Genomic DNA, 13,940 nt, shown 5'->3' on the forward strand with positions numbered 1-13,940 from the left:
CTCCAGTTCACAAACTCACACTGCCGCGCAACGCGACACCGGCCAAAATTCGATCTATCGCAATTCGCTGCTGCTACGAATGTGCTCGGCAGATTTGGCATTGCTGCAACCTCATTTCGAAAGCGTCTCCCTTGGGCTGAAGACGCATCTCGAAGTGGCGGGGTCACCAATCAGCACCGTGTACTTCTTCGAGAGCGGTCTCGGGTCAGTGGTGGGCGAGCTGCGGCCTGGTATCGAAGCTGAGATCGGAATCATTGGTTGTGAGGGCATGACCGGCTCAGCGCTCGTCATGGGCGATGACCGGTCAACGCACGATTGTTACGTCCAATTAGAAGCCCGAGCCTTTGCTATCGACGCGGGCCTCTTCACCAAGGCGTTTTTGACAAGCCCAACCCTGCGAAGTTTTCTGCTCCGCTACGTTCACTACTTTCACCTCCAGGCAAGCTTCACCGCGCTCAGCAATGCCCGGATGAACATAGTCGACAGGCTCTCAAGATGGCTGGTGATGTGCGATGATCGCGTCGACGGGAACAGCTTTGCGATTACGCACGAGTTCTTGTCAGTTATGCTCGGTGTCAGGCGGCCCGGCGTCACCATAGCGCTGCAAACCTTGGAGGGCCAAGGTCTGATACGNTTTTCTGCTCCGCTACGTTCACTACTTTCACCTCCAGGCAAGCTTCACCGCGCTCAGCAATGCCCGGATGAACATCGTCGACAGGCTCTCAAGATGGCTGGTGATGTGCGATGATCGCGTCGACGGGAACAGCTTTGCGATTACGCACGAGTTCTTATCAGTTATGCTCGGTGTCAGGCGGCCCGGCGTCACCATAGCGCTGCAAACCTTGGAGGGCCAAGGTCTGATACGCTCAATGCGAGGAGAGGTAGTCATTCTTGATCGCGCGCGTCTAATTGCGCTGGCTGATGGGTCATATGGCAGGGCTGAAGCCGAATACGCTCGGCTAGTCGGCAAACTGCATTGACGGCAGACGCCGCGCCCGTGCACAGTGCCCCTGAAACAGAGCCCGCCGGCTGAGCCACGGGTGTTTTTGCGTCAGGCGGGAACTTTCCCGCTCTGAGGCTGTTTGGCCACAGCTGGCTCGTTCTTCAGCGGTCCGTGCCGGTGACCAAGATGTCCTCTCCACTCGTCATGGTCGGCCCGCGCAGCCTCCGAAGCAGGCGCGGGCCATCCTGCAGCGTCGCCAGACGTCAGCGGGCTTTTTATCATTCGCCGTTTATCATGGAAGATTTGCAAGTTCGCGCCTGCGACGTTGCGCCATTGGATCAACACGTCCATGGGACGATCATCAGGCCTCCGCTCGAAAAGCCGGGTATAGAACTCCTCCGCTTTGTCCATCCTTGGCGAGCACGGCGTAAATTCCTTGGATTTGCATTCATAAATTGATTCCACCCATAATGAGCAAAGGGCGGGTCCCGTTCCGAAATGGGGTGTTTGCGGCAACCTGCTTTGTACGTTTCCGGCTCTTGCCTTTTTCGGAAAGTGACCCACAGAATAGCTGGTGAGGTTCTATCTCTCTGGGAGGATGGGATGGACGTTCAAGCACCTGTTCGCCCTGTGCAGCAAACGGCCAAGGAGCTGGTCCGCGAGGTCCTGTTGGGTTCTCAACCGGGCAATATAATTTCCCTGAAGGCGACCATTGCAGCGGTGCGCGAGCGCGGCCATGATCTTCGTGAGACTGACTGCCAGTTGGTCGAAATGATCGTCAATTCAGCCTCCGTTTGGAGACTGTTCATCGCCTTCGACGTTCGGGAAGCGTGATGCCCCACCGTTGGTTCAACCCTCCAGTTTATGTGAAGACCGAGCGCCCGGGACTTCGCCTTGGCGTCAACCGCGTTGATGCCGCCGCCGAGGAGCTCCTAAAGTGGTCCAATCGTGGCCCCAAGTGGAGGCTGGCGGCCGAGGCTTGCCTATCTGCGATGGATGGCAAGATGCCGGGTAATGACTTCCGGCTGCTGTTCGAAGCCGCGGCCGATGAAGAGGAGATGCTACTGCCGGATTAACAACGCTATACGGACGGGACCATGCGCGTCTGTTCGCGTTGGCGGTCGGCGAATTAACTTGAATAATCTGACGCAAACGGCTGTGGCCATTGCTCTGTTTTGACCTTTTGTGTTACCTATTGTGCTACCTAACGTGCTACAAATGGGGGCGCCAAAGCCAGCATCCCGACGTAGGTGGCCTCGCACTGCGGGCCAGCAGAGGTGTCCCCGATCAACATCGTAAATCCGCGTTCCCGAGCCTCCTTTTCGATCCCTTGAAGAATACCGGAAAGAACGGGTTCGCGATGTCCGACACCAGAACAATAAGCGAATCGGAACGACCCCGGCGAAAATCAATTGCTTGTCGATTGAACTGAAATCCGATCGACCTTGCAGCCTCGTTCACGCGGCTTCGGGTATCCTCCCTCACGTCGCCTGTACGCTCGAATTTCTTCTTTTGGGATCCGCTGGGGCCAGCTCAAAGACCGACGAGGCGCTTAGCCGACTGGCGGCTCATCACGAGAGCGGTCCGGCAGCTTTAGGAGTAGTCGATTTGCAATATGGGTGCCAACTATTCGTCCCAATTGGGACAGGCTGCGGCCGGCAAGGTGCGCCTAGGTCTCACAAAAGGCTCAGGCGTTGGCATCGGAAAAGAGGCGGCTGCTGTTCTGAATGACCGATATGAGGCGCATGCGGTCCGGCAGTATATGGAACGAGAGCAGAAGGTCTGCTTCTGGTGCAAACCAGCGGAAAGGTGCCATTCCGCTGGTGGCGCGATCTTGGCCGCAACGACGTTGGTTGCCGCTGCCTGAAAGCAGACACGGTGGTACCGCGTTGGCAGCTTTGGCGCCTCAAAGCGATATTGAGGCTCAGGACGGTTTTAATCTCACCTCGACAAATCAGCTTGGAAAAGCGGCGATAGTCCGGATGCTCGTACCGCCAGCGGCCGGCGGAGATCGCAGGATGCTCGCCAGCTTCCTGCGCCGCCTCCAACACCTCCTCCGTGCTGTTGTCCTTGTCGGTGCAAACGAGCCAGCCTCCGCTTCTATGGTCTCCGAACGAACTAAAATGATCTTGAGAAAACCATTATCAAATGCGCGTCCCGAAATGGGGGCGAAGGCGATGCGAGCGCATCGGAGCGGAAGTTCTATGCCGGCGACCCTCCGCGGAAGTCGGTGCGAAACTCCTGCCACAGCCCGCAACCGGAACATCAGATGTGCTGGTGCATTGCTAGTGAACGCCAATTCGACTGGGGCGCAAAATGCATCGCGCGATCACAAATGCATGGGCAATGGTGCGAGAAGCCGTCGTTGGGTTCGTCAACGACAACGCTCTCAGCCATGGCGCAGCAATCGCTTTTTATGCCACAACATCGTTGGCGCCAATTCTGCTCATCGTGGTTGCAATTGCGGGTCTCGCATTCGGTCACGAGGCAGCCCAAGCGGCATTGTCCGCCCAAATCACAGGGATGATGGGTACAGAAAGCGCAAATATCCTGCAAACCGCACTGAAGAGCGCATCCGAGAAGCCATCCGGCGGCACCTGGGCGGCGGTGATTGGCATCATCACCTTGCTTGTGAGCGCTTCCGGGGTCTTCGGCGAAATACAGCAGTCTTTGAACATAATATGGAAGGCCGAAGCGCAGGGCAGTTCGTTGTCGCGCCTGGTGCGCGCACGTGCGGTAAGTCTGGGACTTGTCACCGCACTTGGCTTCATGTTGCTCGTCTCTCTAGTCGCGAGCACGGCGATTTCGGCCCTAGGCAACCTCATCAACGCACAGTTGCCGTTCGGGACACTTGTCCTGGCCGTTATCAACGCGGTCGTTTCTTTTGTCCTCCTCGCAGCTATTTTCGCCGCTATCTTCAAGATCTTGCCTGATCGAACCCTGGAATGGCGGGATGTCTGGATTGGCGCTGTTGTAACCGCTGCCCTGTTCACGCTCGGGAAATCGCTTATCGGTTGGTATATAGGCTCCAGCGCGGTCGCGGCCTCATATGGGGCCGCCGGTGGGCTCCTCGTCATCCTGTTGTGGGCTTACTACTCGGCGGAAATTTTTCTTTTTGGTGCGGAAATCACTCGCGCCTATTCCATTCGACACGGCAGCAGGTCCGATCTGGATGCTGTGCTTCACAGTGCTTGACTTGCAACACACGCCACTATCGCCGGCTGATCCCCTGTCCTGATCGCGTACTCTGATCAGGTCTAGGCTCGCCGGGATCGAGGTGGTTCTGAGACTCTGTCAATCGCCCGTCGGGCCCGCTGCCCTCCCTGGCGAGCCGGAATGCATAACGGTTCCGGATGTGGCTGTTAAAATAGACGCCCTTGGCAAAGGCAGCTTTGAACGCGGCAAACGCCTCAGCAGGTACGTCCAAAAACTCGAATTTCTTCCCGCTCGCTACAAACCAAACCGAGAGAACCCTGGTGTTCGGGTCATAGTCGAACTTGCGTATCGAGGTCGACGGCATGGTATGCCATTCAAAAACTCAGTAGCCGAGTTGGATCGCCACCTACAGGCTGAAACTGTATTCGAATATGTGGCCGCGCTTTTCGTCGGCAACCCTGATCCAGATGGGCTCGCTGGTGCGCAGAGTGACGTCGCGCTCTGTCGCTTCCCGCGCCGCCCTGATCGGCGTTGTCGCGTGGACGATGTGGGTAGCCGTTACGGTATCGCCGTCCATTTCCTCAACGTGGTATTTCGGCACTTTTGGTCCTAAGCGTCCAGTTCGAGCGGCTCGTGCTCCGGATCGGCATGATAAGTGACCTGGCGAAAATCGCGCATATCAATCTGTTGCCCGCAAACAGGGCAAGGGAGGAAATGCGCGAGTTCGCTCGCGGGCGGGCCTTCATGTCGGTGCCCGATCAGTGGTCTGCCGAGATCAGACAGCCTGGTCATTGTTTCCGCAGCGCCTTGGCTACCCGCTCCAAAGTCTCGCGTTGGTTGCCGTGCTTCGCGATCAGCTCTTTGACCTGCTGGGGTGTGATGCCGGTCTTTGTTGCGAAATATTCGACTTCATAATCCTCATCGGCCGAGACACGGTCCCGATCGCGAAAATCCCGCTTGCTCTTGTCGTCGGCCATATCGATTCCTCCTTCGCTCATCCCGCAACGCCGAGTTGACGTGTTTGTTGCACCCAAGAGGCTGATTCCGGTTTCGGAACTATTTTAGCTTCATCTTATTTGAATCGCCGGAGGGTGGTCAGTACATGCGTTTGAAGTTCATCGAGCCGTTGATGCCGACCCTTGTGGAGAAGCCTCCCGAGGGTGAAGGCTGGACCCACGAAGTCAAGTTCGACGGCTACCGATCGCAGATGATCATTGATGAAGTCGGCACGCGCATTTATACGCGCAATGGCCACGACTGGACGGCAAAATATCGCGACATGGTGAGAGAGGCCAAGCGCCTTGGTGCCGAAAGCGCCATTGTCGACGGCGAGATCGTCGTTCTGAACGACAAGGGCCTTTCGGACTTCGCAGCGCTGCGCAGAGCTATCACCCGCCGGCAGCACGACTTGTATTTTGTTGCCTTTGATCTGCTTCACCTTAACGGCCATGATCTGCGAGACATGGCGCTGGAGGAGCGGCGCGAGATCCTGTCCAGCATGATCGGGCCCGGCGGGCGTATTCAGTTCAGCGAGCCCTTGCCGGGGGAAGCCAAGGCCATCTTTCACTTGCTCGACCAGGCCAGACATGAAGGCATGCTGTCGAAGCGGAAGGGCAGCAAATACCGAATCGGTCCGTCGACCAACTGGCTGAAGGCCAAGTGCTATGCGATTGACGAGTTCGATCTGCTCGGCGTCGAGCGTGAAGCTGGCAAGCCGGCTTTCGCTCTCATGGCCGAGCGGGGCACAGGGCGCTATGTCGGCAGCGCGTTCGTCACCTTGAACCGGGAAATGCGCGAGAGGCTATGGAAACGCGTCCAGGAGCACCCAGGCACGGCGCCCAAGGGCATCATGAAGCGGCCAGCGACGCAATGGATCAAGCCAGGGCTGATCGGTCGTGTGAAGCACCTGCGCGGCGAGGATGACCTGCGGCATGCATCGCTGCAGGACTTCCGCGAGGAGAACAAATAGCAGCTCCACAACTGGTCATCGCTTTTGCGAGAGGCGCGCATCCTAACGCCGCAAAGGCGGAGCTGAACGCGATACCGCAGGAACTCGCCTCACGCTTGTCAACGGTTAACACGGCTAAGAACACCTTAACACAATTCACTTCGTCACTGTCATTGCCAAGAATAGGTATGGAGTTTTTAGACATTCATTCATCTATTCGTGCTTCTAATGAGCTATGTCTTTCAGCATCTTCACCCGGATCTGGTTTGGAGGATGTCGTGGTCACGATCATAATTAATGCCGACAGCGGAGGTTTCCGCATGGCACATCTTACGGCCGATACGCGTATCTGATCGCGTTCCCGTTTTTCGATCAATACCCAATCAATCACTCAACGACCACGCCGTCCCGCTGGTTGCGAGCTAAAACACCGCCGGCCTTGGTTTGAAAAATGGGCTGACAGCCTTGGAGGCGCATTATGACAAAGATCTTTGATATCCTGGTGGGAAGCATGGCCATTGGAGCCGTTCTCGCAAATCTTTGCATGCCGGCGAACGCCGCAGTTGGCGACGACGGAACCACTGCACCCATTGGCACGAGCGGTGCCACTGTCGGAACCGAGTCCCCCGACAATCCGACCAATACGGATCTGACTCGCATTGTCGACGCTATGTCGAGCGCCGAAATCACTCGGTTCAAGAAGCGCTGCATCGACGTGATCGAGAGCCGGGGCGTTTATGATCGTGACCTGCGCCAGCTCTGCCTGCTGATCTGGCGCCACTAACCAATCGTTCGCAAGTGCCGGAGCTGTCGACATGACACTCTCCAGTTCCGACACTGGAGGCCCGCCCACCGAAAGGTTGGCGGGCTTTTAGATAGCGGCCCTTACCCTACGGTTGGGTAAGTGTTTCCGCCCGATTACCGCGCCGCATCCCGCTCCATCGCGATCTTCACTGCACTTCCCAATCAATCCCACCGTCTGAGTCCGAATGCTTGGCCCTGAAGGTTTCAAGATAGTCGACTATTTGAGGGTCGTTCGGGTCCAATGCTTGCCAATGTGGATCATCGTCGACGTTGGCCCGATCGAGAAATTCGGTGATGTCCACCCGCCATTGAGGGCGGCAACGCCAGAGTTCAAAACCAAATATCTCAGGTTGAAGTCAACGCGAAAATCGGGTGACCGGAAGAACTTGGCCCTGCCGCAATTCGCGAAGGGCCGGGCTCGGAAGTGGTCCATCAGGCGCTGCTTTTCAGCAATACCTTCAGTCACTGAAAGCACGTATATTTCCGGCCGTGACAGGCTTTCGTTGATCGGGCCGGCCGGCTTTCTCATGGCGCCCCAGAGATGAGGCAAGCCAATCGCAGAGAAGAAATCCTGGCCGATCGGTTCGCCGGGCCAAAATTTGGCGTTGTATGGTCGAACGACAACACGATCGCACCGAGTGCCGCAACAAACGGTCGCAGGATTTCCTGGAAATCGAGTTGATATTCCGCGACTTCGATGGGGCCCGTTAGGTAGTCTTTGACGCATGCGAATACACGCTCTCAAGCAAGTGATCGAAGCGCCGCAGATAAAACACCACTTCACCTCGGCGCGACTGAGCGCCCGGGGCTTCGCCTTGGTGTCAACCGAGTTGATGCCGCCGCGGAGGAGCTTCTAAAGTGGTCCAATCGTGGCCCCAAGTGGCGGCTGGCGGCCGAGGCTTGCCTATCTGCGATGGATGGCAAAATGCCGGGTAACGACTTCCGGCTGCTGTTCGAAGCCGCGGCCGATGAAGAGGAGATGCTACTGCCGGATNGGCAAAATGCCGGGTAACGACTTCCGGCTGCTGTTCGAAGCCGCGGCCGATGAAGAGGAGATGCTACTGCCGGATTAACAACGCTATACGACGAGACCATTCGGGTCTGTTCGCGTTGGCGGTCGGCGAATTCACCAGCGCAACGGGCATTTATGCGTCCGGCTACCGAGCGACGCCCCAGATGGACAGTTGTTCGCCGGTGGGCGTACCATAGGGCCGGGGGGTGACCGATGGAGGTCACATGGTTGATGAAGAGCATCGCCGCGAACGGAGGCAGCGGGTGCTGAAAGGCGCCTCAATCATCAGCGGAATTACAAATTCCGAGATCAGTTGCACCATTCGGAACCAAAACAGTGGCGGAGCCGAGCTCAACGTCCCGGTGGAATCGCGTGTCCCCGAGCGGTTCGTGCTTTACGTGCCGACCGACGGCGTTGCCTACCAAGCAGTTCTGCGGTGGCGCAGGAACGACCGAATTGGGGTTCAATTTATAGGAACATTGCCAAAGCCGCGTCTCCACTATGGCTAAAGCGGATGCCGAGTTATGAGCTGCCGAGCTGGGCGGTCCTCTCGCGCATTCCGCAAGCTTGCGGCGGCGCCTGGGATGTGGATGTTCTGCGTGGGCAAGGTGCAAAGCAAAAGCCCGGTGCGGATGAGCAGACTTCTGGTCGGATAAATCTCGGAGTGATTAGAAACGGTAGTTCAGACCGACGCGGACAAGTTGCCCATCATTGCTGAACTTGTAGGTCCCAATTCGGCCTTGCGGGTTACCGACGCCATAAGACAAGGTGGTCATCGTGGAGTCGGCGAGGTTGTAATAGAGGTATTCGCCTTTCACCGAGAGCTCGTCCGTCAGGGCGTATTCTGCACCGCCGCCGACCGTCCAGCCGAACCGCGTCGAACGTTCCTCGTTGCTGAAGACGTAAGGGTCTACGCCTAAATTAACATTGAGATAATTGCGGACGTTTCCAAAGGCCATTCCTCCCGTCGCGTAGATCAGCGTGCGGTCGAATGTGGCTCCGATGCGCCCTCTTGCGGTACCCAGCCATTCGATTTCGGACGATGCGTTTGCGGTGACAGGAAGTTCGCAGCCAAGTACGCTAATACAGGAAGCGTCGGTTCCTCCACCCGATCCGATCTGGAAATCAAGCTCCGCACCAACCACTAAAGTACCGGACTGGAAATTGTACCCGATCTGGCCTCCACCGATGAAGCCACTTGGGTCGGATTCGGCCACCCAGTTGAGATCAGTTAATGCGCTATTTGCTATCAGGACGCCGAGCCCGCATCCGATCTCTTCACAGATCGCGACATCGACGTTGCTGTTCAATCCCCGATAGTACCCTCCCTGAGCGCCGACATAGACGCCTGACCAGTTGTGGACGCTGTTGTTGACGACGATCTCAGCGGCGTCATCCGCGGCAATTGCTGGAGATACCGCCCCGAAAACCAAGGCAGCCGCAAGCAGGTGAGTTTTCATCGAGCCCCCAGATGATGCGGTATGTGTATCATGCTGGGCGTGTGACGCAAAGCCGGGGCGTCACGTTCGACTGCAACGATCCTGGAGGGGCAGCTTGGCAATCATGTTCCTCGCAGTTGTCGGCTTGGTGCTGATCAGGCTGGCGGCAATTTTTCCGATCGCCCTTGCCGGTCGCGCCCGTCCGGGGGTGACAAGGCGTGATCGACTAGCCATCGCGCCCGCTCGGGACAACTCTCGATAGTGCTGCAAGATGCTGTCTCGGCGGTTTGGAACCTTGGGCCGCGTTCAACATTATCGGGCATGGCTGACCAAAACGCACATCTGCTGGGCGTTGCAACCACGGCGAAGATCAGCGGGCATCCGATTCACCCAATTCTGATCCCTTTCCCGATCGCATTGCTCGTGTCGGTATTCTTATCGGATTTGATGTTTTGGTCGACCCGCAATGCATTCTGGGCCGAAGCGTCCGTCTGGCTACTCGGCTTTGCGCTGTTAATGAGCGTTGCCGCGGTCGAGGAGGTAAAATCCCACCCGGGCCGATCCCAACAGGTTTGACGAATGGCCGACCTGCTGGGCGCCGTAGTCGTGGTCACCGGCGCCTCTAGCGGAATCGGCAGGGCGGCTGCTCTGGGTTTTGTACGCAAAGGCGCACGGGTAGTGTTGGTGTCAAGAAGCGCGGATGCCCTCGGGGAGGTCGCGAACGAATGCGGCGGCTTGGGAGGGCAGACGCTCACCTTTGCCGTCGATATGGCGGACGAAACGGCGGTCGAGAGAATGCGCAGCTTCGCCGTCGCCCGTTTCGGCAGGATCGACGTATGGGTGAATTGCGCGGCAGTCCTGCATTTCGGCCGGTTCGAGGAAATCCCGCCGCGGATGTTTCGCCGCCTGATGGACACCAATCTGTTTGGCTATATCAATGGATCGCAAGCCGCGCTCAGGCAATTCCGGTTGCAGGGAAACAGCGGCACCTTGATCAATGTCAGCTCCATGCTCGGTGTAATCCCGGAGCCTTTCGTCAGCGTCTATGTCGCCAGCAAGTTCGCCATACGCGGGCTTACGGCCAGCATCCGGCAGGAGCTGCGTGCCACGCCCCACATTCATGTCTGCTCGATCCTTCCGGCCGCCATAGACACGCCGATCTATCAGAAAGCGGCAAATATGTACGGGCGCAAAGCGCGGTCGATCATGCCTGTTTATCGGGCCGAGCGAGCGGCATCGGCAATAATCGGCGCGGCAACTAATCCTCGTCGCGAGATCCGGGTTGGGGGCCTTGCACTCGCGCTGGAGCTAGGCTGGCGGATCGCGCCGTCACTCCTAGAGCGGCTCATCGCCATTGTCGGGCCCCGCCTGCAGTTCGAGCCAGAGCAGGAGCAGCCGCACGAGGGCAATTTGAGTGCCGGCGGATCCCAACAGAGAATTTCTGGTGGATGGCGTCGGTATTGGGCACAGCGAGTGATGCGTCGGATGGGTGAGTAGATGGGCTGCCCAGGTTTGTTTGAAGCGCACGGGACTCAGCGATGTCCAATATTACCTGCACGCGAACCGCATGATTGATGGCTTTGGCATCTTATCGTTTCCGTTGCACGGCCAAGGCGCGGGCTTGCGTCGGGGTGATCGCCTGGAGCCGCGATGCAGAGACCCCGAGCTAAGAGACTATGGCTCATCCACAGCTCGTTTGTTCAATGGTGATGTGCCGGACATCGGGCGTGTTGTTGCGTGCAAGAAGTCGGTCTATTAAGCAGGGCTTCAATAGGGACGAAGATATGACTGACGAACACGACCACGCCGCCGAACTCATGGGAACTGACGGCCAACATCATCGCGGCATTCGTCAGCAATAATTCAGTGCCGGTTGCTGGGCTTCCTGACCTGATCGCTTCAGTCCATACATCGCTTTCAAACTTGGCCAGCGGCAAGATTGCACCGCCGGCTGAGCCAAAAGCTCCCGCGGTGAACCCGAGAAAATCAGTGTTTCCTGATTACATCATAAGCTTGGAAGACGGCCGCAAATTCAGGTCGATGAAGCGCCACCTCGGCCTACTGGGCATGACTCCGGACGATTACCGCACCAAATGGAATCTGCCTCACGATTATCCCATGGTGGCACCCAACTATTCGAAAAGCGATCCGCACTGACCAAGGCTGCGGGGCTGGGTCGGAAGGGTGTCCCGACCAAGGGGCGCGCGAACGGAAGGTAAATAGCCGACGGCAGCAAGAGACTCGTCGTCGCGTGATGGGTCGGCAAGCCTCCCCCGTGCCCTGACCCCAACTACTGAAGAGCAATTCAGTGCCGGTGATCCCGCGCGGACGAGGTGACCCTACGTCAAGAATCGGCTATGGCTAAAAACGTGGCGGACCTGATTACCGTCCGGCCGGCGCTGATCAGGCAACCTCCCATAGCAGCGCCGGCCATTTTCTATTCGCCGAGGTCGTCAAGCACGCCCTTACGGAGGCGAAGCTCGGCCCGACTGCCTGTTTGGCGGGGCCGCTATGGTCCCACATGCGTCGTGGTTGCGGCTAGTCTAGAGCCGACGTTTACTTGCGGAATCGCAACGCACAATCAAAGCGGGCGCTTACAAAATAGGCCACGAGCGGGAGTGGGTGCTCGCTGCTGGTCGAGATCCGAGACCCGGCCGGGCTCGCATCGCCATCGCACACAGCTCTCGCCAAGGCGCACGTGCTCGGGGTCGACAGTCGACCTCCTCGCCAACTTTGATGTTACCCCTGGGCATGCCCAAGAGTCTGGAGCAGCCAGCGCTGGCATCAAATGAGCGGAACCTAATATGGGCGGGCGTCTTTATCTGCTCATGAGCACGCGCGGCGCAAACTTTCTGCAGAAGTGGATTTCGAACAAGGTCCCCAATACCGTCGGTGCCACCCGGAAAAAGAGTCCCGAAATCCGTGGCGATATCGGATCGTCGTCGTTCTCATTCCCGTCTTGTAGAGATCGGCCATTGTGGGGGAGTGGTTTGTTCGCATCGTAGCAACAAACGGTCAAACGTATTCCCGAGCTTTCCAGATTTGTAGATCTGGGCGACAAGGAGCTCAAAAATATCGCACGCCCAGTGCGGACCTATGGTCTACGTTTGCGCGACACAGTCCCAAAAACCGATCTGGCTGCGACTGCCGGGTCCTCCGAACAGCTGGCGCTGCCGACAACCCTTCGATTGCTGTCCTGCCATTCCAGAACATGGGCGGCGACCCCGAACAGGAATACTTCGCCGACGGCCTTGCCGAAGACATTATTACTCGGCTGTCGCGTCTTCGTTGGCTCTTCGTGTCTGCCCGCAACTCTTTGTTCACCTACAAGGGAAAAGCGGTCGACTTAAAACAAGTCGGTCGAGAGCTTGGTGTGCGGTATGTGCTGGACGGAAGTGTAAGGCGCTCAGGTCATCGCCTCCGGATAAGCGCGCAAGTCAGTGACACATCGACCGGGGTCCAAGTGTGGGCTGAACGATACGATGTGGAATTGTCGGAATTCTTCGCGCTTCAGGATCAGATTGCCGAAAGTGTCATCGCTACGATCGAGCCGCGGCTCTACACGGCGGAACAGCAACGCTTTCAGAGCAGGTCCCCCACCAATCTTGACGCTTGGGGATTCGTCATGAAGGCGATGCCATATGTCTGGACCTGGAGTTCGGCTACGGAAATCGAGATTGCACAGGGATTTCTGAAGCAGGCTACGGACCTCGATCCTGACTATCCCCGCGCCAACAGCCTGTTGGCGTGGGCTCACGCGGCCCGCGTTCTGTCAGGGTGGGCGAATGCCGTAGACATTCTGCCCACCTCTCGCGCCCTCGCGCAGCGGGCAATCCAAGGCGACCCCGAGGACCCGTGGACGCATTTAGCGGCAGGGTTTGTGCACATGATTTCGCGCGGCTTCGACTCTGCTGTGCGAGAACTAAATGAAGCGATCGAGCTAAACCCGAGCTTCGCCTTTGCGCATTCGATCCTGGGCTCAACTTACGGATATGGGGGCATGCCCGCCGAGGGGCTCGACCATCTTGAAATCGCGGGTAGGCTAAGTCCTCGCGATCACACATATGCTGCGAATTTCTCCATCCTTGGCTTATGTCATTTCATGGCTGGACGATATGCAGACGCGGTCGAATGCGAATGTCGCGCGGTTGAACTCCGGCCCCATTTTGGGTCTGCATGGCGGACTTACGCGGCGGCCGCTGGGATGGCCGGGGAAATGGACATCGCGGTTCATGCGCTTTCGCAGGCCAAGCGCCTTCAACCGTCCCTATCCCTTCGATGGGTAGACAAGTTTCATCCGATCGTTCACGAAAAGCACCGGGCTCTCTATGTAGAGGGGCTGCGCATTGCCGGGCTTCGATAGTTGCGGATCGTGCCGTGCTCGTAGCTCGCTATCGGACCTACTATACCGCACGAGTGTGCGCTCAGCGCCTCAACTCGGTTGTTAAAGCTTCGGTGGGTTTCTTCCAACAGCAGACGTTCCTCACGATGAATCCGAAGAGCCGCCCGACTACTTGGAAGTATGCATCCGAATCGCTTCGGCGCGCTAGATCTCTGAAACCAAGGCGCTACTGGGGATGGCCCTGAGTTCGGCTGATTAATTGCCGCCGTCAAAACGGCTTCCGCTCCCGGGGCTCT

Annotated in this window: 19 protein-coding genes; 13 read left to right on the plus strand and 6 right to left on the minus strand. The window is 57.7% G+C overall.

What is annotated here, in order from left to right; all coding sequences use genetic code 11:
- From X733_RS0135665 to X733_RS139820, 5 genes are all read left to right on the plus strand, one after another.
- The coding region (locus X733_RS0135665; RefSeq protein WP_155924275.1) for a Crp/Fnr family transcriptional regulator at positions 1-748 on the plus strand (748 nt) is incomplete at its 5' end.
- Complete coding sequence (locus tag X733_RS139835; protein WP_023698299.1) at positions 738-980, plus strand: helix-turn-helix domain-containing protein; 243 nt, start codon at positions 738-740, stop codon at positions 978-980. The genes X733_RS0135665 and X733_RS139835, both read left to right, overlap by 11 nt.
- A 566-nt stretch (positions 981-1,546) precedes the next feature.
- Positions 1,547-1,777: a hypothetical protein gene (locus X733_RS139830; RefSeq protein ID WP_023819914.1), complete on the plus strand. Its 231-nt coding sequence runs from the start codon at positions 1,547-1,549 to the stop codon at positions 1,775-1,777.
- Entirely contained in the window at positions 1,777-2,019 is a 243-nt protein-coding gene (locus tag X733_RS139825) for a DUF982 domain-containing protein (protein ID WP_023669677.1), read from the plus strand. The genes X733_RS139830 and X733_RS139825 overlap by 1 nt, the downstream gene beginning before the upstream one ends.
- A 1,240-nt stretch (positions 2,020-3,259) precedes the next feature.
- Entirely contained in the window at positions 3,260-4,138 is an 879-nt protein-coding gene (locus X733_RS139820; protein WP_023819915.1) for a YihY/virulence factor BrkB family protein, read from the plus strand.
- A gap of 16 nt (positions 4,139-4,154) precedes the next feature.
- Here the strand turns inward: X733_RS139820 and X733_RS1000000168670 are convergent, their stop codons facing one another.
- The 3 genes from X733_RS1000000168670 to X733_RS139815 all read right to left on the minus strand — a co-directional run bounded on the left by X733_RS1000000168670 (position 4,155) and on the right by X733_RS139815 (position 5,076).
- Positions 4,155-4,463: a KTSC domain-containing protein gene (locus X733_RS1000000168670; protein WP_023819916.1), complete on the minus strand. Its 309-nt coding sequence runs from the start codon at positions 4,461-4,463 to the stop codon at positions 4,155-4,157.
- 42 nt (positions 4,464-4,505) lie between these two features.
- Entirely contained in the window at positions 4,506-4,700 is a 195-nt protein-coding gene (locus X733_RS1000000169845; RefSeq protein WP_031244300.1) for a hypothetical protein, read from the minus strand.
- Positions 4,701-4,887: 187 nt separating this feature from the next.
- Positions 4,888-5,076 carry a DUF3606 domain-containing protein gene (locus X733_RS139815; protein WP_023708231.1) on the minus strand — a complete coding sequence of 63 codons (189 nt, stop codon included), beginning with the start codon at positions 5,074-5,076 and terminating at the stop codon, positions 4,888-4,890.
- A gap of 125 nt (positions 5,077-5,201) precedes the next feature.
- Between X733_RS139815 and X733_RS139810 the strand changes: the two genes are divergently transcribed.
- Together X733_RS139810 and X733_RS139805 are read left to right on the plus strand one after the other, a co-directional pair.
- Entirely contained in the window at positions 5,202-6,068 is an 867-nt protein-coding gene (locus X733_RS139810) for an ATP-dependent DNA ligase (protein WP_023819917.1), read from the plus strand.
- Between the two features lie 457 nt (positions 6,069-6,525).
- Positions 6,526-6,831 (plus strand): hypothetical protein, encoded by a 306-nt coding sequence (locus tag X733_RS139805; protein WP_155924276.1) that lies wholly within the window; start codon positions 6,526-6,528, stop codon positions 6,829-6,831.
- 237 nt (positions 6,832-7,068) lie between these two features.
- Here X733_RS139805 and X733_RS1000000169850 read toward each other — a convergent pair whose 3' ends face one another.
- Complete coding sequence (locus tag X733_RS1000000169850; protein WP_155924277.1) at positions 7,069-7,380, minus strand: hypothetical protein; 312 nt, start codon at positions 7,378-7,380, stop codon at positions 7,069-7,071.
- A gap of 189 nt (positions 7,381-7,569) precedes the next feature.
- Here X733_RS1000000169850 and X733_RS0135680 point away from each other — a divergent pair, with 189 nt between their 5' ends.
- Together X733_RS0135680 and X733_RS1000000168680 are read left to right on the plus strand one after the other, a co-directional pair.
- The gene (locus tag X733_RS0135680) at positions 7,570-7,863 is read left to right on the plus strand and encodes a DUF982 domain-containing protein (RefSeq protein ID WP_081740744.1); all 294 of its coding nucleotides are present in this window, start codon (positions 7,570-7,572) and stop codon (positions 7,861-7,863) included.
- A 224-nt stretch (positions 7,864-8,087) separates the two neighbouring features.
- On the plus strand, positions 8,088-8,372 hold the full coding sequence (locus X733_RS1000000168680; protein WP_081740749.1) for a PilZ domain-containing protein: 285 nt from the start codon (positions 8,088-8,090) through the stop codon (positions 8,370-8,372).
- Positions 8,373-8,531: 159 nt separating this feature from the next.
- Here the strand turns inward: X733_RS1000000168680 and X733_RS0135685 are convergent, their stop codons facing one another.
- The gene (locus tag X733_RS0135685) at positions 8,532-9,323 is read right to left on the minus strand and encodes an outer membrane beta-barrel protein (RefSeq protein WP_023819924.1); all 792 of its coding nucleotides are present in this window, start codon (positions 9,321-9,323) and stop codon (positions 8,532-8,534) included.
- A gap of 300 nt (positions 9,324-9,623) precedes the next feature.
- Here X733_RS0135685 and X733_RS03390 point away from each other — a divergent pair, with 300 nt between their 5' ends.
- Together X733_RS03390 and X733_RS139795 are read left to right on the plus strand one after the other, a co-directional pair.
- Complete coding sequence (locus X733_RS03390) at positions 9,624-9,878, plus strand: DUF2231 domain-containing protein (RefSeq protein ID WP_023819925.1); 255 nt, start codon at positions 9,624-9,626, stop codon at positions 9,876-9,878.
- A 3-nt stretch (positions 9,879-9,881) separates the two neighbouring features.
- Positions 9,882-10,799: an SDR family oxidoreductase gene (locus X733_RS139795; RefSeq protein WP_023819926.1), complete on the plus strand. Its 918-nt coding sequence runs from the start codon at positions 9,882-9,884 to the stop codon at positions 10,797-10,799.
- Between the two features lie 203 nt (positions 10,800-11,002).
- On the opposite strand, the gene X733_RS1000000171010 is transcribed toward X733_RS139795, so the two are convergent.
- Positions 11,003-11,239: a hypothetical protein gene (locus X733_RS1000000171010; RefSeq protein WP_245274518.1), complete on the minus strand. Its 237-nt coding sequence runs from the start codon at positions 11,237-11,239 to the stop codon at positions 11,003-11,005.
- On the opposite strand from X733_RS1000000171010, the gene X733_RS01000000166640 reads away from it, so the two are divergent.
- Positions 11,169-11,459, plus strand: a complete 291-nt coding sequence (locus tag X733_RS01000000166640) for a MucR family transcriptional regulator (protein WP_348625878.1) — start codon at positions 11,169-11,171, stop codon at positions 11,457-11,459. The genes X733_RS1000000171010 and X733_RS01000000166640 overlap by 71 nt on opposite strands.
- A 1,054-nt stretch (positions 11,460-12,513) precedes the next feature.
- Positions 12,514-13,665, plus strand: a complete 1,152-nt coding sequence (locus X733_RS139790) for a hypothetical protein (protein WP_050588712.1) — start codon at positions 12,514-12,516, stop codon at positions 13,663-13,665.
- Positions 13,666-13,940 lie beyond the last annotated feature (275 nt).

The sequence above is a fragment of the Mesorhizobium sp. L2C066B000 genome (assembly GCF_000502335.1).
Classification (GTDB): Bacteria; Pseudomonadota; Alphaproteobacteria; order Rhizobiales; family Rhizobiaceae; genus Mesorhizobium.